This is a genomic window from Streptomyces sp. NPDC034086 (assembly GCF_055575515.1).
The window spans coordinates 12,357-36,001 of the sequence record NZ_JBVISM010000006.1 but is presented as its reverse complement, the minus strand read 5'-3'; the positions used below and the strand labels follow the sequence as shown (position 1 = coordinate 36,001).

Sequence of the window (23,645 nt, the reverse complement as noted above, 5' to 3'; positions counted from 1 at the left end):
TCGTTCGGAATTCGTTCGTGAGTCCGGGTCTCCGGCGGGCGGCGGACGGGCCGGACCGGGGCCCGTCCGGGCCCCGGCCCTCGCTTCAGAGGCGTACGGGAACAGGATTCCCCGCCGCCTCCACCGCGCGCCGCACCGGCACCCGCGCCAGCAGCACGAAACCCAGTGCGAAGAAGACCACCAACGAGATGATCGCGTCCCGGTAGCTGCCCGTGAGCTGGTACGTCAGACCGAAGACCAGCGGCCCGACCCAGCTCAGCCCCCGGTCGCTCATCTCGTACGCCGAGAAGTACTCGGCCTCCTTGCCCGCCGGCACCAGGTGGGAGAAGAGCGAGCGCGACAGCGCCTGGCTGCCGCCCAGCACCAGCCCGATCATCGCGGCGAGCGCGTAGAACCACATCGGCGTCCTGGCCGGCAGGAAGTACCCGGCCGCCAGCGTCAGCGCCCACGCGGCCAGCGAGCCGAGGATCGTCCGCTTCGCCCCGTACACCCGCGCCAGCCGGCCCATCGCGAGCGCGCCCGCCACCGCCAGCACCTGCACCAGCAGCACCGCGCCGATCAGCGTGGACTGCTCCAGCTCCAGCTCCTCGGAGCCGTAGACGGACGCCTGGGAGATCACCGTCTGCACGCCGTCGTTGTAGATCAGGTACGCGAGCAGGAACGACAGGGTGAGCGGGTAGCGCCGCATGTCCTTGAACGTGGCCACCAGCTGCTTCCAGCCGCTCACGGCCGGGACCCGGTCCGTCCCCTCCCGGACCACCGCCCGGTCCCGCAGCCGCCGCAGCGGGATCAGAGCGAAGGCCCCCCACCACAGGCCCGCCGAGGCCAGGCAGATCCGTACGGCCTCGCCCTCGGAGAGGCCGAAGGAATCGTGGCCCAGGTAGAGGACGAGGTCCACCACCAGCATCAGCGAGCCCGCCGTGTAGCCGAAGGCCCAGCCCCGCGAGGAGACGGCGTCCCGCTCGTCCGGGGTGGAGATCTGCGGCAGGTAGGCGTTGTACAGCACCATCGACACCGACAGCGAGGCGTTCGCGACGATCAGCAGCACCCCGCCCAGCAGGTAGCGCTCACCGCCGAGGAAGAACATGGCCGCCGTCGCCGCGGCCCCGGTGTACGCGGCCACGGCCAGCAGCGGCTTCTTGCGTCCGGTCCGGTCGGCGACCGCCCCCGCCAGCGGCATGAGCAGCACGGCGAGGATCACCGAGGCCGAGACCGAGTAGGCGAAGAAGGAGCCGGCGCGCACCGGGACGCCCAGCGGGTACACGTACCCCCCGGCGTCCGCGGCGGCCTTGGCCACCGAGGTCAGGTACGGGCCCAGGAACACCGTGAGCACGCTCGCCGAGTACACGGATACCGCGAAGTCGTAGAAGTACCAGCCGCGCTGTTCTCGCTTGCGCGCGGCGGCCGCCGCGGCGGACGGTCTGCCGTCCTCGGCCCCGGGCTGCGCCCCGTCCGTCGTCTGCGCGCTCATCCGAGAGCCCCCCTCGCTGGTCCCCGTACCGCACGGTCCCGGCACCGCGCGCGGCGGCCGGGGGGTGTCAGGCCCAGGCCCCGCGCCGGTCCAGCACCGTGCGCAAGATGTCGATCCGGTCGGTCATGATGCCATCGACACCCAGGTCGAGGAGAGCCTCCATGCGTTCCGGTTCGTTCACGGTCCACACGTGCACCTGGAGGCCCCGCTCGTGGGCGGTCCGTACGAAGCGCCGGTCCACCACCCGGACGCCCCCCTGGGTCTCCGGCACCTGAGCCGCCACCGCGCCCGCGCGCAGGGCCGCCGGGATCGCGAAGGAGCGCAGCCGCAGCCCTACCACCCCGCGCACGCCGTACGAGGTCGCCAGCCGGGGCCCGGCGATCCGCTGGGCCCGGGCCACCCGGCTCTCCGAGAAGGAGCCCACGCACACCCGGTCCCAGACGCGGGCCCGGGCGATCAGGTTCACCAGCGGGTACAGGGCCGACTCGTCCTTGACATCCACGTTCCAGCGGGCCTCCGGGAACTCCTCCAGGAGGTCCTCGAAGAGGGCCAGCGGCTCGCTGCCCGCCACCCGGGCCTCGCGCACCCGGCTCCAGGTCAGCTCCCGGATCCGGCCCCGCGAGCCGGTGACGCGGTCCAGGGTGGAGTCGTGGAACGCCACCAGCTTCCCGTCCGCCGTGGCGTGCACATCGGTCTCGAAGTACCGGTAGCCCGCGCCGGCGGCCCTGCGGAAGGCGGCGGCGGTGTTCTCCAGCCCGTCCGCGGCCCCGCCCCGGTGGGCGAAGGGGATGGGAGCCGGGTGGTCCAGGTAGGGGTGCCGGAGGCGTACGTGAGTCACGGCGGCAGTATGCCCGCCGCGTGGGGCGCCGCCCGGTGCCGCCCCCGCGCGGGGTGCCACCCGTCTGGCCGGAGCGGACCGCCCCATGACACTCTGGAGCCCCACGACCAATCCAATAGGGGCCCCGGAAGCGCTGTCCCGGGGCCAATGCGACGAAGGTGGACCGGACACCATGGCCCAGTGGACCTCAGCGGTCGGTGCCGCGCAGCTCGCCCGGCTCATCGCCTCCCAGCAGGAACGGCCCGCGCTCCCCGGAGCCCGCAAACCGCCCGCGTACCGCACCCTGGCCGACGGCATCCGGCTGCTCGTCCTCGAAGGCCGCGTCCCCGTCGCCGCCCGGCTCCCCGCGGAACGCGAGTTGGCCGTGGCCCTCTCGCTCAGCCGCACCACCGTCGCCGCCGCGTACGAGGCGCTGCGCGGCGAGGGCTTCCTGGAATCGCGCCGGGGCGCGGGCAGCTGGACCGCCGTACCGGCCGGGAACCCGCTGCCGGCCCGCGGCCTGGAACCGCTGCCCCCCGAGTCCCTCGGCTCGATGATCGACCTCGGCTGCGCCGCCCTCCCGGCCCCCGAGCCCTGGCTGACCAAGGCGGTCCAGGGCGCCCTGGAGGAACTCCCGCCCTACGCCCACACCCACGGGGACTACCCGGCGGGCCTGCCCGCGCTGCGCCGGATGCTCGCCGACCGCTACACCGAGCGGGGCATCCCCACCATGCCCGAGCAGATCATGGTGACGACCGGGGCGATGGGCGCCATCGACGCCATCTGCAGCCTCTTCGCGGGCCGGGGCGAGCGGATCGCCGTGGAATCCCCCTCCTACGCCAACATCCTCCAGCTCATGCGCGCCGCCGAGGCCCGCCTGGTCCCCGTGGCCATGGGAGCGCGCCTCGGCGGCTGGGACATGGACGTCTGGCGGCAGGTGCTGCGCGATTCGGCGCCCCGCCTGGCCTACGTCGTCGCCGACTTCCACAACCCGACCGGGGCCCTGGCGTCGGAGGACAAGCGCCGGGCCATGGTCGAGGCGGCGCGCTCCGCCGGGACCGTGCTGATCGCCGACGAGACCATGGCCGAACTCCAGCTGGACGCGGACCTCGTCATGCCCCGCCCGGTCTGCTCCTTCGATCCGGCGGGCTCCACGGTGATCACCGTGGGCTCCGCCAGCAAGGCCTTCTGGGCGGGGATGCGGATCGGCTGGGTCCGGGCGGCTCCCGACATCATCCGCAGCCTGGTCGCGGCGCGGGCGTACGCGGACCTCGGCACGCCGGTCCTGGAGCAGCTCGCGGTGAACTGGCTGATGCGCACCGGCGGCTGGGCGGAGGCCGTCGGGATGCGCCGCGACCAGGCCCGGGAGAACCGGGACGCGCTCGTCGCGGCGGTGCGCCGGGAACTGCCCGACTGGGAGTTCGAGGTGCCGAGCGGCGGACTCACGCTGTGGGCCCGGGCCGGCGGGCTGTCCGGGTCGCGGCTGGCGGAGGTGGGGGAGCGGGTCGGCGTCCGCGTTCCCTCGGGCCCCCGGTTCGGCGTGGACGGGGCCTTCGAGGGGTACGTCCGGCTGCCGTTCACGGTCGGCGGGCCGCTGGCCGAGGAGGCCGCCGCCCGCCTGGCGGCGGCGGCCCGTCTGGTCGGCACGGGGGCTGGCGGCAGCGGGGCGGAACCCCCGCGCACCTTCGTCGCGTAGGCCCCGTCCGTCGTCGGGGCCGCGCCCGGCCCGCTCCCTACGGCGCCTCCGCCGGGACCTCGGGGGCCTCCGAGGCGTCGGCCGAGGACGGCTGCGGCCGGACCGCCCGGAGCGGCCGGGCGGGGACCGCCGGACCCTCGCCGCCCTGGGCCGTCGCCTGCCGCTCCGGCAGCAGCTCCAGCACCGCCTGGCGGTGGGCGGGGTGCGAGGCGTCGTCGTAGGGGTCCGGCGTCGCCGGCACCTGGAGGCGGTGCACGGGCCCCGTACCGAGCCGCGCGTACCCCCGCCCCGGCGGCAGCTGCGGGGGCGGCGTGGTGTGCGGGGGGAGCCCGAGGACGTCGGCGACCTGCTGGACGGGGGCCGCTCCGAGCACGACCCGGGCGCGGGTGTGCTGCCAGACGGCGTCGTTGAGCAGCTCCAGGTGGTCGAAGTGCTCGGCGACGACCACCGTGACGTGCGCGGCACGCCCGTGCCGCAACGGCACCTGGAGCTGGGCGAGGGGATCGGGGCGCCCTTCGGCGGCCGCCAGGTGCGCGAGCACGCTGGGCCGGTCCAGCAGGATCCACAGCGGGCGCCGCGCGTCCTCGGGCGCGGGGCGGCCCGCCTCGCGGGCCCGGTGCGTGACGATCAGCCGCCGTTCCGTCTCGTGCGCCGCCCACTCGACGGATGCCTCCGCCCCCGCCGGGCCGCACTCGACGGCGAGGACGCCGGAGCGGCCGGCCAGGCAGGCGTACTCCCCGCTGCCGCCCCCCTCGACGATCATCACGTCGCCGCCCTGGCGCAGGGCCTGGAGGGCGATCGACCGCAGCAGGGTGGAGGTGCCGCTCCCGGGCTGGCCCACGGCCAGCAGGTGCGGCTCGGCGGAGCGGGGGCCGGTCCGCCAGATGACGGGCGGCACGTCGGCAGGCTCCTCCCCCTCCAGGACCGGCACGGTGCGCTGGACGCCCCCGGGGTCGGTGAAGCCGAGGACGGTCTCGCCGGGCGCGGTCACGAACGGCTGGGCGGCGATGCCGGTGGGCAGGGCCGCCAGCACCCGCAGCTCGAGCTGGTTGCCCTCCTCGTCCCAGTCGAAGCGGTACTCCCGGCCGCGCCCGGACTTGGCGTGCAGCAGGGCCTCGATACGGGCCCGTGAGGCGGGTTCGCCGTCGGTGAAGTAGGCCGGGTAGCGGATGGCGAGCCGGGTGACCCGGCCCGACGCGTCGAACTCGTAGTCGCTGAAGGCCTCCTCCCAGGCCCCGCCGTGGGCGAAGAGCGGGCTGGGGTCCTCCGGCGCGGCGAAGTACGGCACGAGCGCCTCGTACAGCGAGCGCAGCCGCTCGGCCTCGGCGTCACCCGGCCCGGACGCGGCCGGGGCGCGGTCGCGTCCGTGCCAGGCCGCGACGGCCATGACGGTGATCAGGGCGCCGAGGGGACCGTAGGGGACGATCGCCACCACGAGCACGCAGGCGGCCCCGAGGAAGAGCCCCGGACCGCGCTTGTCCTTGGGGGTCGAGGCCCATCTGCGCCGCCCGGCGGAGGCCAGGACCCGCAGGCCGCGTCCGATGACGATCAGCGGGTGGAACACGTCCGTGGCGCTCTCGGCAGCCGTGCGGGCGAGGTCGCGGCCCCGGGTGAGCGACGCGCTGCCGCTGCTGAGGATGCGGGGGAGTGGGCGCCGGGCCACGGTCGTCTCCTGGAGTCGTGGTGGTGCGGGACTGGGGTGTCGGGGCCCGGTCCGGGCGCTGCCGGACCGGGCGCGACCGGGGGCAGGGGCCCCCGGGGCCTGGTCGTGGAGGGAGCCCCGGGCGGGGCCGGAGCCCGGGCGGAGCCGGAGCCGGGCGGGGCCGGAACCCCGGCGGGGCCCGGCCGCGATCCGCCGGACGGCCCCTACAGCTTGATCCCGCCGAGCAGGCTCGCGAGGCTGGCCGTACTGGCCGTGATGCTCGGTGCGATGGCGGAGCCGGCGAGGAAGAAGCCGAAGAGCCCGCAGACGAACGCGTGCGTCAGCTTCATCCCGTCCTTCTTGAAGAACAGGAAGCAGATGATGCCGAGCAGGACGACACCTGAGATGGACAGGACCATGGGACGTTCTCCTGACGAGTCGGGGGCTCCTGGTGGGTGGGTACGGTCACCATCAGTTGTTCCAGGCTCACAGGAAGTATCAATGCGATAAAAGCTGCATACGGGTGAATCCCGGCTTTTTTCACTTGACCGGACGCGCCTGACTGGCGCGGCCGGCTCCCCCGGTGTCGCGGCGCCGCCGTCCGCATCCATGCCTCGGACCGGCCCCGCCATGCCCCCGCGTGGGCGCTACTCTGGCGATTCACCCGTACGGACGCAGTGCCGTGCGCCGTCCTGCCCTCCCGGCCTGGGGAAACTCCTCCCGGGAGCGGCATGCCCCCGACGGCCGCACGGCCCGAGGGCCCCGACGGCCCGGACGGTGCGACACGGGTGGCGCCGACCCACCAGAGACCGAAAGGCGGTACGACCGATGAGCGAGCACCAGGACGCCCCCGACGAGGACGTCATCGAACTGGCCGGCAAGATCTTCGACCTCGCCCGTCAGGGCGAGGCCGCGATGCTGGCCGCCTACCTGGACGCCGGAGTTCCGGCCAACCTCACCAACGACCGCGGCGACACCCTCGTCATGCTCGCCGCCTACCACGGCCACGCCGAGGCCGTCACGGTCCTGCTGGAGCACGGCGCCGAGGCGGACCGTGCCAACGACCGCGGCCAGACCCCCCTCGCCGGCGCCGTCTTCAAGGGCGAGGAGGCCGTCATCCGCGCGCTGCTGGCCGGCGGCGCCGACCCGGCCGCCGGTACCCCCTCCGCCGTCGACACGGCCCGCATGTTCAACAAGGCCGACCTGCTGGAACTGTTCGGAGCCAAGTAGTCCGCTTTTTCCCGGACGCCGCCCCGTCCCGACGGCCCCGCCACCTCACGGCTTGGTCACGGCGCCCTTAAATGTGGTCGCGGCGCACAAACCGCCTGGGTCATCATGGCGTCGGATTCGATTCGCGGACATGACGGACGGGCAGGAGCGGGCTGGACACGACACGGGTGTCCACACCGGACCTGCCGCACCGGCCGCCGTGGTCACGAAGCACCGACGAGAGTGAGAAGGCAATGGTCTACATCGAGCGGAACCAGACGGCGGACGTCCTCACATGCTGTTACGCGGCTCTGTGAATCCCGATTCCCGGTCGCGTCCCCAGCTTGATTTGAGGCCATTCCCATGTTCGAACCAGTCATAGCGCCGAGCGGTACCCTGCTCGGCCTCCTCCAGCGAGGCCGTGGCGACGGCACCCTGCACGCGCTCGCCGCGCCCAGGCCGGAGGCCCTCGCGGCACTGAACCAGTGCGTGCTGCGCGACCCGCGCCAGGACTGGCAGGTGGAGAACCGCTCCCTGTACTACGCACGCCTTTACCTGGACCTCGACGGCCCCCTCGGCGAGATCGAGGCCCATCTCTTCGGCGCCGACGACCTCGTCGACGACGAGGAACACCGGACCGGCCTCGCCCTGTCCGTGCTCGGACACCTCGCCTCGTACGGCCGCGACGACGCCCTCATGCTGCTGCGCCGCTACGCCGCCTCCGGAGCCAACTGGGCCTGGGCCCTCGACGAGCTCGCCCTGCGCGACGACGACGGCGGACTGCGGTCCCTCGCCGCCCCCGTCCTCGCCCGCTTCCCCGCCACCGCCGAGGGCGAGGCGCGGCTGGCCGCCGCCGTCCGCGACGCCTACGAGCCCCGGCCCTGGGCCCTGTGGGAGGAGCTGCCCGGCTACGCGGAGCGCCTGCGCGCCGCCCGCCAGCAGGGCTCCTTCGACCGCTGGCAGCGCCAGATGACCCCCGGCGGCCCCCGCCCCGGCTGGGGCGTCCAGGCCGTCTTCGACTGGGCCGCCGACGGGCTGCGCCGGGGCACCCCCCTGCACGTGCCCGCCGCGCGCTGCCTGGCGGCCGTCGCCGCCCCCGAGGACCGCTCCGCCATCCTCGCGGCCGCCGCCGGAGCCTGCGGCGAGGCCGCCCGGGCAACCGCCCTGCACCACCTGGTCCTCGCCGAGCCGGAGAACCCGGCCGTCCTGGACCTCATCGAAGCCGCCGGGGACGAGCCCGCGGTGGCCGCCTACGAGCGCATGTGCGGCCCGGCGGCCCTCGAACGGGCCCGCCGCTGGGTCCACCGCCCCGACGCCCTGGGAGCGGCCGCCGCCGCCCTCCTGGCCGCGGGCGGCGGCGCCGACGACGCCGCACTGGTCCTCGGGGCCCTCCGCAGCACCGTCCGCGCCGCCGGCCCGGACTCCGTCCGCCTCTTCGCCCTCGTCGACGGAGCGGGACGGCTCTCCATCGGCTGCGCCGCCCCCGTCCTGCGCCACGTCTACCGCGAGACGGCCTCCTCCCACCTGCGCGGCCGCACGGCGCGCGCCCTGGCCGCCACCGACCCCACCTTCGCGGCGGGCTTCGCCGTCGAATGCCTGTGGGACTGCGAGGAGAGCACCCGCGAGGTCGCGGCCCGCCACGCCGAGACCGCCGACGCCCGCGTGGCCCCGCGCCTGCGCCGCCTGGCGGCGGACCCGGCCGAGGAGGAGGACGTCCAGTCGGCGGTCCGCAGCCGCATCGCCCCCGAGTCGGCGGTGTAGCCCCGGGCGCGTCCGCAGCCGCCGGACCCCGCCACCGGCGGGGCGGCCCGGCCCGGGCCCCGTCAGCGAACCGGCGCCCGGCGGGCCCGCCGCCGCGTCGCGGGGACGAAGCGGACCCGCAGGCCCGGCCGCGCCTGCGCCGCCGCGTCCAGGGCCGGCCCCGGGGGGACCACGCCGACCACCGGGTAGCCGCCCGTCACCGGATGGTCGGCCAGGAACACCACCGGGAACCCGTCCGGCGGCACCTGCACCGCGCCCAGCACCATCCCCTCGCTCGGCAGCTCCCCGGCCCGCGCCCGGGCCAGCGCCGGCCCCGCCTCCGTCCGCAGCCCGATCCGGTTGGAGGCCGGGGACACCCGGTACGCCGAGGACAGCAGCGCCGCCAGCGAAGCCGCCGTGAACCAGTCGGCCCGGGGGCCCGGGAGCAGCGGCAGCACCAGTTCCCCGGCCGGCGGTCCCGCCGGGGCCACCACCTCGGCCACCGGCAGCGGATCCGGGCCGGCCGGGCCCACCGCCAGCACCGAGCCCGCCGCCGGCAGCGGCGGCCCGAGTCCCGACAGCAGGTCCGTCGATCGGCTGCCCAGCACCGGCGGCGCGGCGAAACCTCCCCGCACCGCGACGTACCCGCGCAGCCCGTGCTCCGCCCGGCCCACGTCCAGCTCCGCCCCCGCGCGCAGCCGCACCGGCGCACCCCAGGCCGCCGGGCGCCCGCAGACGCGTACCGCGCAGGGCGCGCCCGTCACCGCCACCGTCACCGGCCCCAGTGCGCGCAGCCGTACCCCGTCCAGGGTGGTCTCCAGCGAGGCGGCGCCCGGAGGGTTGCCCAGCAGCCGGTTGCCCAGGGCGTACGCGGCCGTGTCCAGCGCCCCCGACCGGGGCACGCCCAGGTGCGCGTATCCCGGCCGGCCCATGTCCTGCACGGTGGTCAGCGCGCCCGCCCGCAGCACCAGCAGCCCGCTCACGCGCCCGCCTCCGCGACGAACCGCACCCGCACCCCGGGCGCGAACAGCGCCGCCGGCTCCCGCGCGGGGTCCCACAGCACCGCGTCGGTCGACCCGATCAGCTGCCAGCCGCCGGGGGACGAGCGCGGGTAGACCCCCGCGTACTCGCCGGCCAGCGCCAGCGAGCCCGCCGGGACCGCCGTACGGGGCGTCGCCCGCCGGGGCAGCCACAGGTGCTCCGGGAGCCCGGTGAGGTAGCCGAATCCGGGTGCGAACCCGCAGAAGGCCACCCGGAAGACGATCCCCCCGACCAGCTCGGCGACCTCCCCCTCGGCGACGCCCCACGCGCCGGCCACCTCCGCCAGGTCCGGGCCGTCGTAGCGCACCGGGACGGTCACCAGCGGCCCCCGCGTCCCCGCGAGCGGAGGCACCTCCCAGTGCGCGATCCGCGCCGCGAGCGCGGCCGGGTCCGGCACGCCGTCCAGCAGCACGGTCCGCGCGGCCGGCACGACCTCCCGTACGCCGCCCAGCTCGCCCGCGTCCCGCCGGCGCAGCAGCTCGGCGTGGAGCGCGGCCACCTCCGCGGCCGAGTCCACCTCCACCAGCAGCGCCTCCGAGCCCACCACCCGCGTCCGGCGGCCGCTCACGCGAAGGCCTCCACCCGCACCCCGGCCCCCTCCAGCGCCTCCCGTACGCGCCGGGCCAGCCCCGCCGCCCCCGGGGTGTCCCCGTGCAGGCACAGCGAGCGGGCCGGCACCGCCACCGCGGAGCCGTCGGAGGCGATCACCGTCCCTTCGGCGGCCATCCGCACCGCCCGCCCGGCCACCGCGTCCGGATCGTCCAGCACCGCCCCCGGCCCGCCGCGCGGGACCAGCGTCCCCAGCGGGGTGTACGCCCGGTCGGCGAACGCCTCCGGCACGGCCTCCAGCCCGGCGTCCGCGGCGGCAGCCAGCAGCAGCGAACCCGGCAGGCCCAGCACCGGCAGCCCGGCGTCCCCGGCGGCCAGCCGGACCCCGGCGACCACCGCGGCCGCCTGGCCGGCGTCGTGGACCGTGCGGTTGTACAGCGCGCCGTGCGGCTTCACGTACGACACCCGCGATCCGGCCGCCCGGGCGAACACCTCCAGCGCCCCGATCTGGTAGGCCACCTCCGCGGCCAGCTCCCCGGGGGGCACGTCCATCGACCGCCGCCCGAAGCCGGCCAGGTCCCGGTAGGAGACCTGCGCGCCGATCCGCACGCCCCGGGCGGCGGCCAGCTCGCAGACCCGGCGCATGATCGACGGATCGCCCGCGTGGAAGCCGCAGGCCACGTTGGCGCTCGTGACCACCGACAGCAGGGCGTCGTCGTCGGTCAGCGTCCAGCGTCCGAAGCCCTCGCCCAGGTCGGCGTTCAGGTCGATCAGAGGTGTGATCATGGAAGCCATGCGGTGAGCGTAGAACAGCGGCCGCGCCGTGCCGCCCGCCGCCGGGACCCGATCCGGCCGAAACCATGCCGTTTGGGATGTTGTCCGTGACACCGCCTACTCTTTCCGTCGTGACTCTCCCAGCCCCGGCGAACCCCCTTCCGTCCCCGGCGCCGGGCCCCGCCGCCGACGAGGGCCTCGCCCGGCGGCTGCGCGCCCTCGCCTGCACCGCCCCGCTGCACGACCTCGACGTACGCAAGGCCAATCTGGCCGGCGAGTACGGGGTCTACGCGATGGCGGAGGTCGCGCTGGCCGCGATCGACCTGGTCACGCTCAACATGGACTTCGACACCGGAGCCGACCACGAGCAGATAGTGGCCCGGCTGCTGCCGCGCGTCGCCGCCCAGGCCCCCCGGCGGCCCGCCGCCGAACACGAACGGGTCGCCCGCTGGGTCCTGGAGAACCTGATCAACGTCGGCAGCGTGGACCGGGGCTTCCGCGCGATCTACGGCACCTTCGGCCCCGACGGGGTGTACGTCCGCCGCGACTACGACTTCAAGCTGATCGAGGAGGTGCCCGGCCACGGCGGCGCGGTGTACCTGCGGACCACCGACGAGGCGGTCAACGTCCTCGTCGGCGCCCTCGACACGGACGTCACCAGCGCCCAGATCGCCGCCGAGGTCAAGCTGGAGGTGCTGATCAGCCGGGGCCGGCTGGCCGACGCCCAGCTCGCCGCCGAGCAGGCCCGCTACCGGACCGTCCAGTACGCCGAGACCCTGCGCCGCACCCTCGACGCGACGCGGCGCAACGTCCGCGCGGTCGACTGGCTCCAGGCCGTCCCGGACATGATCGCCGAAGCGCTGGAGCACGTCGCCGACCGCTACCGGCACGAGAACGCCATCCTGACGAACATCCGCAAGGCCCGCGACGAGGCCGAGGACCCCGAGAACAAGCGGCGCGCCGCCGAACTCGTCGACATCGTCAAGGACTGCATCCGCCGGCACACCCAGCTCCAGTCCCGGCTGCTGGACGCGGGCCCGCTCTTCCGCGCCGAGCAGGACCGCCAGGCCTTCGCCGCGCCCGCCCGCCGCGCCGGCATCGACCTCTACGGCCAGCTCGTCGCGCCCCTGCTGCCGCTGCCCGTGGAGCACGCCGCCCGGGTCACCGACGCCTTCTTCGCCGCCGGCGCCGGTCTGCGCACCCCCGTCTCGGTGCGGGTCGCCGACCTGGTGGAGATACTCCTCACCCCGCCCGTGGAACGGGAACACCTCGGCGCGGAGATGCCCGAGCCGGACCTCATCGCCACCCCCGACGACAGCCGCTTCAGCGAGGAGCAGCTCGCCGCCGCGACCCGGCTCCTGGACCTGCCGCACGACGCCCCGCGCAGGCTCTCCGGGCTGCTCGCCGAAGCCCGCCGCGCCGACCCCGAGCTGCCCTACCTGGTGGCCCTGCTCGCCGTCCACGCGGCGAGCCCGGCCGTGGGCACGGCGTACCGCCAGGGCGAGGAGCGGCTGCTGTTCGCGGTGGACGACGGCACGCAGCTCGACGACCCGGAGTTCGGCGGCGCCGACCTGATCGTCGGCACGGCCCTGCTGGACGCCGCGGGCATGGCGGCGGCCCGTTCGGAGGCCGTATGACCCCGCCGCCGGTTCCGGCGTCCGGCCCCGCCGCCCGCCCGGCGTGCGTTCCGCGTCCGCCGGCGTCCGGTCCGCGCCCACCGGCGGCAGGCCCCGCCGCCCGCCCGGCGTGCGTTCCGCCCCCCGGCGGGACGCCGCGGGGCCGCGGGCCCGGGCCGGCCGCACCCGTACCACCGTTCGAGCACCACCGCACCGCCGAGGAGACCCACCCGTGAGCGACCACCACGCCGAGCACCCCGCGTGGAGCGAGCCCGACGGCCCGTCGGCCCCCGCCGCGCCCGCCCAGGCCGCCGCCGCCCTCACGCCGGCCGACGCCGCCGACGCGGCCCGGCTCGTCGGGTTCGGGCTCCAGCCCAAGCTGCTCCCCGCCCGGGACGCCGAGTACGCCGAGCTGCTGCGGCGCTACCGCGAGGACCCCGCCTTCGGGCGGCTCGCCGACGCCGTCGCCACCGGCCTCGGCCTCGTCGTCCTGGAAGTCTCCCCGCGCGCCGGCATGGCCGTCGCCGCCGGCGAGGACTCCGTCTTCGCCGTCCGCATGGGCGACTACGCCCGCCGCACCTCCGCCGACGGCGGCGACCGCTTCCTGCACGGCCTCGCCCACCTCGCCGTCGCCGCCCTGGCCTTCCCCCGCCCCGAGGACCTCGCCGACGACGGCTACATCGGCCGCGTCACCGTCAACGGCGTCGACGCCTTCGTCCGGCAGACCTGCCGCCGCCTGGAGGAGCGCGCCGAGGAACTCGGCGAGAACACCGACCCCGTCTCCGACACCCCGGGGCTGGAGGCCGCCTGGCGGGTGTACGCCCGCCGCAGCGCGACCGGCGCCACCAAGGACGCCCGCCGGCTGGCCGGCTCCACCACCGGCATCGTCGGCAAGGCGGCCGCCTTCCTCACCGAATCCGGCTTCCTCCAGCGCACCGGTGACGACGCCGGCGGCACCTACCGCACCACCCCCCGCTACCAGCTGCAGGTCCGCGACATGGCGGGCACGGCGGCCATGGCCGAACTGCTGGAACTCGGCGTGGTCCCCGTCAGCGACGGCTCCGCCACCCTCCTGCCGCCGCCCGAGGGCGACGACCTGGAGCTCGCGGCCGACGCCGGCCTGCCGTTCCACGCCTGATCCACCCGCCGTTCCGTACCGAGAACGCACCGCGAACACCGAGAAGCAACGAGAGTCCGCCGCCATGTACGAGCTGTCCCGGATCCGCCTCTACTCCATCGGGCCCGCCGGCGCACGCTACGCCGACACCGTGCTCGACCTGCGCGGAGTCGGCGAACCGGTGCCCCACCCGGCGCCCGCCCAGGCGGAGTTCTTCGAGGACGAGCCCACCGGCCCGCCCCGGCGGCCCGCGCCCGCCGGCGTGCTCTTCCTGGAGAACGGCGGCGGCAAGTCCGTCCTGCTCAAGCTGATCTTCTCGGTGATGCTCCCCGGCCACCGCAACACCCTCGGCGGTGCGAGCTCCGGCGTCCTGCGCAAGTTCCTGCTCGCCGACGACTGCGGTCACGTGGCCCTGGAATGGCAGCACACCCAGACCGGCGCGTGCGTGGTCGTCGGCAAGGTCAGCGAATGGCGCGGCCGCCAGGTCTCCAACGACCCGCGCAAGTTCGCCGAGGCCTGGTACTCCTTCCGCCCCGGGCCCGGGCTGAGCCTGGACAACCTCCCGGTCGCCGAGGCCACCTCCGTCCGACCGCCCGTCGAAGGCGCCTCCGGCGCCCAGGGCCGCCGCCGCACCATGAAGGGCTTCCGCGACGCCCTCACCGAGGCGGGCAAGGCGTACCCGCACCTGGAGGTGTACTGGGAGGAGATCCACGACCGCTGGAACGAGCACCTCACCGAACTCGGCCTCGACCCCGAACTCTTCCGCTACCAGCGCGAGATGAACGCCGACGAGGGCGAGGCAGCGGGACTCTTCGCGGTCAAGAAGGACTCCGACTTCACCGACCTGCTGCTGCGCGCCGTCACCGACACCCGCGACACCGACGGCCTCGCCGACCTGGTCCACGGCTTCGGCAACAAACTGGGCCGCCGCGCGGAGCTGATGGCCGAACGCGACTTCACCGCCGGCTCGGTGGACCTCCTGAACCGCATCGTGGAGGCCGCCGAGACCCGCTCCCGGCTGCGCGACGTCCACGCCGGAGCCGAGCGCCGCACCCGCACCCTCGCCCGGCGGCTGTCCGCCCGCGCCGCGGAGGAACGCGGCCGCGCCGCCGAACTCGCCCAGCGGGTCACCGACGCCGCCCACGCGGTCACCGACGCCGAGTCCCAGCGCGCCCGCAGCGCCGCCGTCTCCGCCGAACTCGCCTACCGGCACGCCTCCCTGGCCCTGACCGTCGCCGACAAGGCCGCCGCGGCCCAGCGCCGCGAACTCCTCGAAGCCCGCACCCTGCACTCGGCCTGGCAGGCCGCCGAGACCGTACTGCGCCACCGGGCCGCCGCCGACCGCTCCGCCCGCGTCGCCGCCGCGATCCTCGAGGCCGAACGCGACGCCGCCCCCGCGCTGGCCGCCCGCGCCACCGCAGCCGCCGAGCTGGTACGCGCCCTGCACACCGCGGCCGAGCAGGGCGAACGGGCCGCCAACGAGGAGGAGGAGCGCTCCGCCGAACTGCAGGCCGTCGGCGAGACCGCCCACCGCGACGCCACCGCGGCGGCCACCGCCGCCCAGCGCGCCCGCAGCGAGGCCGAGCACCTGCGCGCCCGCCTCGCCGAGGTCGAGCAGGAGACCGCCGACGCCGTCCGCGCCGGCTGGCTCGACGACACCGCGCCCGACGCCGACCCGGCCCGCGCCGCGCTCGCGGCCAGCGACGCCGAGAAGGCCGCCGTGGCCGCCTGGGACGAGGCCCGCGAGGCCGCCCGCGGCGCCGCCGAGGCCGCCCGCGAGGCCGCCTCCGCCGAGTCCCGCGCCGAACTCACCGCCGCCCGCGCCGCCGACGCCGCCGACGCCGCCGAGGCGGCCCACGCGGCGGAGCACCGAGCCGCCGGCTCCCTGGCCGCGTCACCGCGCCTGGCGGAGCTCCTGGGCCTCCCGACGGTCCCCGAGACCTTCCTGCCGCACCCGCGCGCGGGTGCGGCCGCCGACTCCGCCGCACCCGTCCCGGCCGCGAGCGGCGGCAGCCCCGGCCGGGCGGGCGCCACCGCCACCGCGACCGCCGGCGACCCGGGCCGCCCCGAGGCCGCCGGACCCACCGCCGGACCCGCGACCGCCGGAGCACTCACCGCCGAGGACCTCGACCGCAACGCCGACACCCTGCGCGAACTGCTGGCCGACACCGTCGGCTCCGCCGAACGCCAGCTGTTCGAGCTGCGCACCGCCGCCGCCGACGACGCCCGCATCCTCGGCGCGCTCGGCGACGGCGGCCTGCTGCCGCCCGGCCCCGACGTCCTCGCCACCGTCGAGTACCTCGGCGAGCACGGCATCCCCGCCCTGCCCGGCTGGCGCTACCTCGCCCAGTCCGTGGACCCCGCCGACCACGCCGCCGTCCTCGCCGCCCGCCCCGAACTCGTCGACGGCGTCGTCATCACCGACCCCGACACGCACTCCCGCGCCCGCGAGGTCCTGTCCGGCGCCGCCCTGCTGCCCCGCTCCACCGTCGCCGTCGGCACGGCCGCCGCCCTGCTGGCGCCGGTCCCGCCGGCCGCCGGCCCCGACGACGCGGTCTTCCTCGTACCGCCGAACCCGGCCATGCACGACGAGCACGCCGCCGACGAGGAACGCCAGGCGCTGCGGGCCCGCGTCACCGCCCGCGACACCGAGATCCGGGAGCTGGCCGCCCGCCTCGCCGGCGACCGGGAGCTCGCCGCCCGGCTCGCCTCCTGGCGCACCGGCTGCCCGCCCGGCCGTCTCGCCGAGCTGGCGCGGCACGCCGCCGCGGCCCGGGCGTTCGCCGAGGAGGCCGACGCCGAGCTCGCGGAGGCCCGCACCGTACGCGCCGAGGCGGACGAGGCCGCCGCGGACGCCGCCCGCGTCCGCGACGAGCGCCAGGACACCGCCCAGCGCGCCCGCCGCGCCGCCGACGCCCTCGCCGGCCTCGCCCACCGCCTGCGCGAACGCTCGGGCTGGCAAGCCCGCGTCCGTGAACTCGCCGAGGAGGCCGCCGAGTCCGAGGCCCGGGCGGAGGCCTGCCTCGACCGCGCCCGCGCCGCCGACGAGGACCGCCGCGCCGCCCAGCGCGCCGCCGACGACGCCCGCCGCACCGCCCGCGCCCTGCGCGCCGAACGCGCCGAGATCGCCGGAGCCCCCGAGCCCCTCCCCGAGGACGACGGCGGCTCCGACGGACACCGGCCGCCGCTGCCCGACCTCCGCGAGGCCTACCGCGCCGCCTCCCGGCTGTACGAGAAGGTGGGCGTCGGCGCCGACCTGCGCGCCGAGCAGGCCCGCGCCGAGAGCGACGAGAGCGCCGCCCTCGCCGAACTCGACCGGCTCACCAACAAGGTCCGCACCCGGGCGGCCCAGCTCCTCGAGGGCACCGACGGGGCCGACGGCCCCTCCCGGCAGGCCGCCGCCGCCCGCGCCGAGGCCCTCGTCCAGATGCTGGAATCCCGCGCCTCCGCCGCGAGCGAGCAGCTCGGCCGGCTGCGCGGCGAGGCCGAACGGCACGCCCCCACCGAGGGCGACGCGCACACCGAGCTGCCGGAGGAGCTGGTCCCGGCCGACGTCGAGCAGGCCCAGGGCCTGCTGCGCACCGCCACCGCCCGGCTCGCCGCGCACTCCGCGGCCGTCGAGGCCGCCCGGGCCGCCCACGCCGACCTGCTGCGCGCCCACCGCGCCGCCGAGGACGGCGCCGGGGGCTTCGACGAGACGGCCGCCCTCCTGCGGGACCTGCTGCGCGACCAGAACCACCCGGAGGACGAGCAGGAGCCCTCGCCCCACCCCGGCACCCTGGAAGAGGCCCGGCAGTCCGCCGCCGAGGCGCGCCGCTCCCTGCGCGCCTGCGCCGCCGACCTGTCCGCCGCCGAATCCGCGGTGCGCGAGGCGAGCGACGTCCTGGTCCGGCACGCCAACGCCAACCGCTACGAGCAGGTACGCACCCCCGCGCGCCAGCAGATCCGCGAGCTGCCCGCCTCCGCCCTGCCGGAGCACGCCGCCGCCTGGGCGGCCGCGTTCGCCCCGCGCCTGCGCGTGCTCACCGACGAACTGGCGCAGCTGGAGCGCAACCGCGACAGCATCGTCGACCGGCTGCGCGGCCTCGTGGAATCCGCCCTGGCCACCCTGCGCTCCGCCCAGCGCCTCTCCCAGCTGCCCGAGGGCCTCGGCGAGTGGTCGGGCCAGGAGTTCCTGCGGATCCGCTTCGAGGAGCCCGACCAGGCCACGCTCACCGAGCGGCTCGGCGAGGTCATCGACGAGGCGACCCGCACGGCGGTGAAGAAGAACGCCGCCTTCGGTGAGGGCCGCCGCGACGGCATGTCCCTGCTCCTGCGGGGGGTCCAGGCCGCCCTCGAACCCAAGGGCATCTCCGTCGAGATCCTCAAGCCGGACGCCGTGCTGCGCGCCGAGCGCGTCCCCGTCGGCCAGATGGGCGACGTCTTCTCCGGCGGCCAGCTGCTCACCGCGGCCATCGCCCTCTACTGCACGATGGCCGCGCTGCGCAGCAACGACCGGGGCCGCGACAAGCACCGTCACGCGGGCACGCTGTTCCTCGACAACCCCATCGGGCGCGCGAACGCCACGTACCTGCTGGAGCTCCAGCGGGCCGTCTCGGACGCCCTCGGGGTCCAGCTGCTCTACACGACGGGCCTCTTCGACACCACGGCCCTCGCCGAGTTCCCGCTGGTCATCCGGCTGCGCAACGACGCCGACCTGCGCGCGGGCCTGAAGTACATCAGCGTCGAGGAACACCTGCGCCCGGGCCTGCCGCAGCCGTCCCCGGAAGGCGAGACGATCCACGGCGAGATCACCGCCACCCGCATGTTCCGCCGCGCGGGCGCGGCCCCTTCCGCTTGACGCCCTCCCGGGCCGGAACTACCCCCGGCCCGGGGCCGTCAGGCGGCCGTCGTGGCCCGGTACGCGGCCCCGGCGGGGCTCGCGCGCCGCGCTGCTCGGCTCCGACAGGACGCCGTGGCGCTGGTTCCACATCTGCCGGGTGATCCACACGTCCAGCACCGCCCAGGTGGCCACGACGGTGCCCGCCGTCCCGATGAGGACCATCGGGAAGGCCAGCCAGGATCCGGTCAGCGCGAGGAAGAAGGTGATCGTGGCCTCCGTCAGGGTCACGGCCACGACCAGCAGGGCCCGCACCGCCGACGAGCGCACCGGGTCCGGCATGCGGCGCCGCCGGGCCGGCTCCTCCACCCACAGGCCCCGCCCCGCGGCCTCGGCCGCCGTGCCGTCCTCTTCGTACATCCTCATGGTCCGCTCACTTCCCGGCCGCCGGTCCGCCATGCCGCGCCACGCGCCCGCCCGCCCGTCCCGCACCGCCATTCCCCGCCTTGTCCGTCAGACGACGGGAAGCACCCGGAAAGTTCCGTATACCGGACCCGGAACGAAGAATTCCAGCCATCCGTTCGAACAAGGGACCTGACACCCCACCACGTGTCATCTGCCACATATCGGCGCGGACTTGACCGGAACTATCGGACAACTGGTGATCTTCGTCCGGCGGGCAGGCCGAAAACGTCCGGACACTCCTGCGAAGCCGCCGCGTGGCAGTAGTAGGCTCACGCCGTTTAAATGACGGAACACCGACCTCTGACAACGGGGTTGAGCTGGGGGAGGCTGGGGAGGCCATGCGCTTTCGCGGGAAGTCCATCCGCCGGAAGATCGTGGCGTTGCTCCTGGTGCCGCTCGTCTCCCTGACCGCGCTCTGGGGCTTCTCCACGGTCATCACCGGCCGGGAGGCAGTACAGCTGCTCGACGTCGCGTACGTCATCAAGAAGGTCGGATACCCGATGGAGGACGTCGTACGCGTCGTCCAGAAGGAACGCAGGCAGACCCTGGTCGTCCTCGGCGACCCGCGCGCCGCCGCCGCCACCGCCGAACTCACCAAGAGCCGCACGGCGACCGACACGATGGTCCGCTCCATCACCGCGAACGCCCTCGACCCCGAAGTCACCGACGAACTCGGCCCGCAGGCCCGCCAGCGCCTGCGGTCGATCACCGAAGCACTCCGGGGCATCACCGCGCTGCGCCGCTCCGTCGACCAGGGGTCGCTCAGCCCCGCCCAGGCCCTGGACCTCTACAGCCGGCTCGTCGACCCCTGCTACGAGTTCCTGATGAACCTCCACGCCCTGGAGAACGTCGAGATGGACCAGCAGGGCCGTGCGCTCGTCGGCATCACCCGAGCCCGCGAGACCCTCTCCCGCGAGGACGCGGTCGTCGCCTCCGCGCTCGCCGCCGGCAACGTCGCCGCCGGCGACCTCCGCCGCGTCTCCGACTTCGCGGCCAACCGCGGCCTGCTGTACGAGTTCAACCTCGCGATCCTGCCGGCCGACGACCGCAAGCTCTTCGAGCAGTACTGGAACGGCGCCCAGACCAAGGCGCTGCGCGACGCGGAGGAACGGTTCATCACCGGCGGCGCCGGCAAGAACCCCCGCATCACCGCCGCCCAGTGGGACGAGGCCGCCACCAAGGTCCTGGGCGACCTCGCCACCATGGGCACCGCCGCCGGCGACCGCTACCAGAAGCGCGTCGAGCCGATCGCCCTCGGCGTCCTCGTCCAGGCCGCGCTCGCGGGCGTCCTCGGCTTCCTCGCCCTCGCCTTCTCCCTCGTGATGTCCGTGCGCATCGGCCGCGACCTCATCCGGGACCTCTCCCGCCTCCGCAAGGAGGCCCACGAGGCCTCCGGCGTCCGGCTGCCCAGCGTCATGCGCCGCCTCGCCGCCGGGGAGACCGTCGACGTCGAGACCGAGGCGCCCCGCCTGGAGTTCGAGAAGGACGAGGTCGGCCAGGTCGGCCTCGCCCTCAACAGCCTCCAGCGCGCCGCCGTCGAGGCCGCCGTCAAACAGGCCGAGCTGCGCCGCGGCGTGTCCGAGGTCTTCGTCAACCTCGCCCGCCGCAACCAGGTGCTGCTGCACCGCCAGCTGACCCTGCTCGACACCATGGAACGGCGCACCGAGGACACCGAGGAACTCGCCGACCTGTTCCGCCTCGACCACATGACCACCCGCATGCGCCGCCACGCCGAAGGCCTGGTGATCCTCTCCGGCGCCGCACCCTCCCGCCAGTGGCGCAAGCCCGTCCAGCTCATGGACGTCGTACGGGCCGCCGTCGCCGAGGTCGAGGACTACGAGCGGATCGAGGTGCGGCGCCTGCCCCGCATCGGCATCGAGGGCCCGGCCGTCGCCGACGTCACGCACCTGGTCGCCGAACTCCTCGAGAACGCCACGGTGTTCTCGCCCCCGCACACCGCCGTCCAGGTCCACGGCGAACGCGTCGCCAACGGCTTCACCCTCGAGATCCACGACCGCGGCCTCGGCATGAACCCGGAGGCGCTGCTCGACGCCAACCTCCGGCTCGCCGAGACCCCCGAGTTCGAGCTCTCCGACACCGACCGCCTGGGCCTGTTCGTGGTCAGCCGCCTCGCGCGCCGCCACAACGTCAAGGTCGTCCTGCAGCCCAGCCCGTACGGCGGCACCACCGCGGTGGTCTTCCTCCCCGCCGACCTCCTCACCGAGGCCCCCGACACCAACGGCAGCGGCATCCGCCTCGACGTGGTGAAGGGGGTCCGGGGCGTCAGGACGGGTCCGGGGGCGAAGAGTTCGGCGCGGCCCGGACGGACCGCCGTCGACCGGGCCCAGTCGGCCCGCCGGCTGCCCGCCGGCGTGCTGAACGGCCCCGTCGAGCTCGAGGACCCGCTCGTCTCCCTCGGCCTCCTCGGCCCCGACGGTCTCGACGACCCCGCCGGACTCGACGAGACCGCCACCGGATTCACCGGCATCGCCGGCCTCACCGGTGTCGGCGGCCGCCCGCCCATGGCCACCCTCGACGACGAGACCCCGCCCGGCGGGATCCCGCGCAGCGCCCTGCTCGGCACCGGCTCCGCGGACCGGCCCCTGCGCGGCCACCCGCACGGCGCGGGGCGCGCCGAACGCGGCCCCTGGAAGGCCGACCGCGACCGCGAGCGGGAGCCGCTGCCCCCCACCGGCCCGGTCCGCCTGGAGAGCTCGCGCCCCGAGCCGGCCCACCCGGACGGCCCCCGGGCCGGCGGAACCGTCCCGCTGCCCCGGCGCCGCCCCGCGCCCACCCTGGTCGCCGAGCACGGCCGCCGGGTGGAGCCCCGCCCGGCCGCCGTGAAGGGCCCGGCGCAGCCGCGTACCGCCCCCGAGGAGCCCGCCGCGGCGGGCGGCCCCGCACCCGGCCCCGGAGGCCTGCCGCGCCGGGTCCGCCAGGCGAACCTCGCACCCCAGCTCAAGAACGCCACGGCTCCCGCCGCGGCGCAGCCCTCCGACGACCGGGTGACCGACCGGGACGCGGAGGACGTACGCACCCGCATGTCCGCCCTCCAGCGGGGCTGGACGGCGGGCCGCGACCAGCACGCACAGCAGCAGTCCGAGACCGAGGGCCGCTCCGGCGCCGGTCCCGCGCACGAGAACGAGGGGGACGGTCGATGACCGCACCGCAGACCGTGAACGACACCAGGGGCCGCGGCTCCGGCCCGCTCAACTGGCTCCTCGACGAGCTCGTCGACAAGGTCGGCAGCATCCGCAAGGCGGTGGTCCTCTCCGGCGACGGCCTGCCGACGGGCAGCTCCAAGGACCTGACCCGCGAGGACAGCGAGCACCTGGCCGCCGTGGCCTCCGGCTTCCACAGCCTGGCCAAGGGCGTCGGCCGCCACTTCGACTCCGGGCGGGTCCGCCAGACGGTGGTCGAACTCGACGAGGCCTTCCTCTTCGTCATGGCCGCGGGCGACGGCAGCTGCCTGGCCGTGCTCTCCGACTCCGACTCCGACGTGGGCCAGGTCGCGTACGAGATGACGCTCATGGTCAAGCGCGTAGGCGACCACCTGGCGACCGCCCCGCGCTCCGGACTGCCAGCCGGAGGGTGAGACGGACGGCATGAGCGATCCAGGCCAGGACCACCCCACGACCGACCGTCCGACGCCCGAGACCGGCCACCCCCACTGGTTCGACGACGACGCGGGTCCCGTCGTACGCCCGTACGCCATGACCCGGGGCCGGACCAGCCACGCCGCCCAGCACCGCCTCGACCTGATCGCCCTCGTCGTCGCCGAAGCGGCGGCCGAGGATCCGGTCTGGGACATGACCCTCGCCCCGGAACACGCCCACATCCTCGGGCTGTGCCGGGAACGGCCCCAGTCGGTCGCGGAACTCGCCGCGGAACTCGACCTCGCCATCGGCGTCGTCCGGGTCCTGATCGGCGACCTCGTCGACGAGGAGCTGGTCCACGTGACCCGGCCGGTGCCGCCGGCCGAACTGCCCGACGAATCCATTCTGCGAGAGGTGATCGATGGCCTTCGGGCGCTCTAGCCGCACCGGCGCGATGCATGCCGTGTCGCCGGTCGAGCCGCTGACCCTGAAGATCCTGGTCGCGGGCGGTTTCGGGGTGGGCAAGACCACCCTGGTCAGCGCGGTCAGCGAGATCCGTCCGCTGCGGACCGAGGAGCGGCTCTCCGAGCCGGGTGCCGCCGTCGACGACACCGGGGGAGTGGAGGGCAAGAGCACCACGACCGTGGCCATGGACTTCGGCCGCATCACCCTCCGCGAGGACCTGGTGCTCTACCTCTTCGGCACGCCGGGACAGGACCGCTTCTGGTTCCTGTGGGACGAGCTGGCACAGGGCGCCCTGGGCGCCGTCGTGCTGGCGGACACCCGCCGGCTCGCCGACTGCTTCGCCGCCATCGACTACTTCGAGCGGCGCGGCATCCCCTTCCTCGTCGCGGTCAACTGCTTCGACGGGGCCGACCGCCACCCGGTGGTGACCGTACGGGAGGCGCTCGACCTCGACCCCGAGGTGCCGGTGCTGCTCTGCGACGCCCGTGACCGGGAGTCCGTCAAGGACGTCCTGGTGGGAGTCGTGGAGCACGCCATGTCCCTCGCCCGGGCCCGCCGCCGGACCATGAGCGCCTCGTCCTAGGCGGCACTGCGAAGGCACCGCCCGGCACCGCCGGGTCTCCCCGTG

The 23,645-nt window shown here is 75.7% G+C and carries 18 protein-coding genes; 10 read left to right on the top strand and 8 right to left on the bottom strand.

Annotation, left to right across the window (positions count from 1 at the left end):
- Positions 1-85: 85 nt before the first annotated feature.
- On the bottom strand, positions 86-1,471 hold the full coding sequence (locus ACZ514_RS16605) for an MFS transporter (protein WP_468699986.1): 1,386 nt from the start codon (positions 1,469-1,471) through the stop codon (positions 86-88).
- A 67-nt stretch (positions 1,472-1,538) separates the two neighbouring features.
- On the bottom strand, positions 1,539-2,309 hold the full coding sequence (locus tag ACZ514_RS16600; protein WP_468168772.1) for a glycerophosphodiester phosphodiesterase family protein: 771 nt from the start codon (positions 2,307-2,309) through the stop codon (positions 1,539-1,541).
- Positions 2,310-2,481: 172 nt separating this feature from the next.
- Here ACZ514_RS16600 and ACZ514_RS16595 point away from each other — a divergent pair, with 172 nt between their 5' ends.
- A complete protein-coding gene (locus ACZ514_RS16595) occupies positions 2,482-3,984 on the top strand; it encodes an SCO1417 family PLP biosynthesis transcription factor (protein WP_468168769.1) in 1,503 nt (500 codons plus the stop codon).
- Positions 3,985-4,021: 37 nt separating this feature from the next.
- On the opposite strand, the gene ACZ514_RS16590 is transcribed toward ACZ514_RS16595, so the two are convergent.
- Both ACZ514_RS16590 and ACZ514_RS16585 read right to left on the bottom strand, forming a co-directional pair.
- Complete coding sequence (locus ACZ514_RS16590; protein ID WP_469125033.1) at positions 4,022-5,647, bottom strand: hypothetical protein; 1,626 nt, start codon at positions 5,645-5,647, stop codon at positions 4,022-4,024.
- A gap of 203 nt (positions 5,648-5,850) precedes the next feature.
- Positions 5,851-6,045, bottom strand: a complete 195-nt coding sequence (locus ACZ514_RS16585) for a hypothetical protein (protein ID WP_125605336.1) — start codon at positions 6,043-6,045, stop codon at positions 5,851-5,853.
- Between the two features lie 409 nt (positions 6,046-6,454).
- Between ACZ514_RS16585 and ACZ514_RS16580 the strand changes: the two genes are divergently transcribed.
- Both ACZ514_RS16580 and ACZ514_RS16575 read left to right on the top strand, forming a co-directional pair.
- The gene (locus tag ACZ514_RS16580; RefSeq protein WP_468168764.1) at positions 6,455-6,856 is read left to right on the top strand and encodes an ankyrin repeat domain-containing protein; all 402 of its coding nucleotides are present in this window, start codon (positions 6,455-6,457) and stop codon (positions 6,854-6,856) included.
- A 342-nt stretch (positions 6,857-7,198) separates the two neighbouring features.
- Positions 7,199-8,596 (top strand): HEAT repeat domain-containing protein, encoded by a 1,398-nt coding sequence (locus ACZ514_RS16575; RefSeq protein ID WP_468168761.1) that lies wholly within the window; start codon positions 7,199-7,201, stop codon positions 8,594-8,596.
- A 62-nt stretch (positions 8,597-8,658) separates the two neighbouring features.
- Here ACZ514_RS16575 and ACZ514_RS16570 read toward each other — a convergent pair whose 3' ends face one another.
- Genes ACZ514_RS16570 through ACZ514_RS16560 form a run of 3 tightly spaced genes read right to left on the bottom strand, consistent with a single transcriptional unit; the run spans position 8,659 to position 10,939 of the window.
- A complete protein-coding gene (locus ACZ514_RS16570) occupies positions 8,659-9,558 on the bottom strand; it encodes a 5-oxoprolinase subunit C family protein (protein WP_469125032.1) in 900 nt (299 codons plus the stop codon).
- Complete coding sequence (locus ACZ514_RS16565; protein WP_468699996.1) at positions 9,555-10,184, bottom strand: 5-oxoprolinase subunit B family protein; 630 nt, start codon at positions 10,182-10,184, stop codon at positions 9,555-9,557. Before ACZ514_RS16565 ends, ACZ514_RS16570 begins: the two co-directional genes overlap by 4 nt.
- Positions 10,181-10,939, bottom strand: coding sequence for a LamB/YcsF family protein (locus tag ACZ514_RS16560; RefSeq protein WP_468169411.1), 759 nt, complete (start codon positions 10,937-10,939; stop codon positions 10,181-10,183). Before ACZ514_RS16560 ends, ACZ514_RS16565 begins: the two co-directional genes overlap by 4 nt.
- Before the next feature lie 86 nt (positions 10,940-11,025).
- On the opposite strand from ACZ514_RS16560, the gene ACZ514_RS16555 reads away from it, so the two are divergent.
- The 3 genes from ACZ514_RS16555 (at position 11,026) to ACZ514_RS16545 (ending at position 18,512) form a co-directional block, all read left to right on the top strand.
- Positions 11,026-12,576 carry a hypothetical protein gene (locus ACZ514_RS16555; RefSeq protein WP_468168752.1) on the top strand — a complete coding sequence of 517 codons (1,551 nt, stop codon included), beginning with the start codon at positions 11,026-11,028 and terminating at the stop codon, positions 12,574-12,576.
- A gap of 211 nt (positions 12,577-12,787) precedes the next feature.
- Complete coding sequence (locus ACZ514_RS16550) at positions 12,788-13,693, top strand: hypothetical protein (protein WP_468168749.1); 906 nt, start codon at positions 12,788-12,790, stop codon at positions 13,691-13,693.
- A gap of 64 nt (positions 13,694-13,757) precedes the next feature.
- The gene (locus ACZ514_RS16545) at positions 13,758-18,512 is read left to right on the top strand and encodes a hypothetical protein (RefSeq protein ID WP_469125031.1); all 4,755 of its coding nucleotides are present in this window, start codon (positions 13,758-13,760) and stop codon (positions 18,510-18,512) included.
- An 18-nt stretch (positions 18,513-18,530) separates the two neighbouring features.
- On the opposite strand, the gene ACZ514_RS16540 is transcribed toward ACZ514_RS16545, so the two are convergent.
- The gene (locus tag ACZ514_RS16540) at positions 18,531-18,917 is read right to left on the bottom strand and encodes a hypothetical protein (RefSeq protein WP_468168743.1); all 387 of its coding nucleotides are present in this window, start codon (positions 18,915-18,917) and stop codon (positions 18,531-18,533) included.
- A 377-nt stretch (positions 18,918-19,294) separates the two neighbouring features.
- On the opposite strand from ACZ514_RS16540, the gene ACZ514_RS16535 reads away from it, so the two are divergent.
- The 4 genes from ACZ514_RS16535 to ACZ514_RS16520 are packed head-to-tail and all read left to right on the top strand — an operon-like array spanning position 19,295 to position 23,600.
- Positions 19,295-22,117 carry a sensor histidine kinase gene (locus ACZ514_RS16535; protein ID WP_469125030.1) on the top strand — a complete coding sequence of 941 codons (2,823 nt, stop codon included), beginning with the start codon at positions 19,295-19,297 and terminating at the stop codon, positions 22,115-22,117.
- Entirely contained in the window at positions 22,114-22,551 is a 438-nt protein-coding gene (locus ACZ514_RS16530; RefSeq protein ID WP_388943788.1) for a roadblock/LC7 domain-containing protein, read from the top strand. The genes ACZ514_RS16535 and ACZ514_RS16530 overlap by 4 nt, the downstream gene beginning before the upstream one ends.
- A 10-nt stretch (positions 22,552-22,561) precedes the next feature.
- Complete coding sequence (locus ACZ514_RS16525) at positions 22,562-22,993, top strand: DUF742 domain-containing protein (protein ID WP_468168737.1); 432 nt, start codon at positions 22,562-22,564, stop codon at positions 22,991-22,993.
- A complete protein-coding gene (locus ACZ514_RS16520; protein ID WP_468168734.1) occupies positions 22,974-23,600 on the top strand; it encodes a GTP-binding protein in 627 nt (208 codons plus the stop codon). The genes ACZ514_RS16525 and ACZ514_RS16520 overlap by 20 nt, the downstream gene beginning before the upstream one ends.
- Positions 23,601-23,645: the final 45 nt, after the last annotated feature.

Bases quoted from the DNA above. Each gene is read 5' to 3' on its own strand.
- ACZ514_RS16580 (WP_468168764.1), top strand. From the start codon at position 6,455: ATGAGCGAGCACCAGGACGCCCCCGACGAGGACGTCATCGAACTGGCC.
- ACZ514_RS16605 (WP_468699986.1), bottom strand. From the start codon at position 1,471: ATGAGCGCGCAGACGACGGACGGGGCGCAGCCCGGGGCCGAGGACGGC.
- ACZ514_RS16540 (WP_468168743.1), bottom strand. From the start codon at position 18,917: ATGAGGATGTACGAAGAGGACGGCACGGCGGCCGAGGCCGCGGGGCGG.
- ACZ514_RS16555 (WP_468168752.1), top strand. From the start codon at position 11,026: ATGCCGTTTGGGATGTTGTCCGTGACACCGCCTACTCTTTCCGTCGTG.
- ACZ514_RS16530 (WP_388943788.1), top strand. From the start codon at position 22,114: ATGACCGCACCGCAGACCGTGAACGACACCAGGGGCCGCGGCTCCGGC.
- ACZ514_RS16535 (WP_469125030.1), top strand. From the start codon at position 19,295: ATGCGCTTTCGCGGGAAGTCCATCCGCCGGAAGATCGTGGCGTTGCTC.
- ACZ514_RS16525 (WP_468168737.1), top strand. From the start codon at position 22,562: ATGAGCGATCCAGGCCAGGACCACCCCACGACCGACCGTCCGACGCCC.
- ACZ514_RS16520 (WP_468168734.1), top strand. From the start codon at position 22,974: ATGGCCTTCGGGCGCTCTAGCCGCACCGGCGCGATGCATGCCGTGTCG.
- ACZ514_RS16595 (WP_468168769.1), top strand. From the start codon at position 2,482: ATGGCCCAGTGGACCTCAGCGGTCGGTGCCGCGCAGCTCGCCCGGCTC.
- ACZ514_RS16585 (WP_125605336.1), bottom strand. From the start codon at position 6,045: ATGGTCCTGTCCATCTCAGGTGTCGTCCTGCTCGGCATCATCTGCTTC.
- ACZ514_RS16545 (WP_469125031.1), top strand. From the start codon at position 13,758: ATGTACGAGCTGTCCCGGATCCGCCTCTACTCCATCGGGCCCGCCGGC.
- ACZ514_RS16575 (WP_468168761.1), top strand. From the start codon at position 7,199: ATGTTCGAACCAGTCATAGCGCCGAGCGGTACCCTGCTCGGCCTCCTC.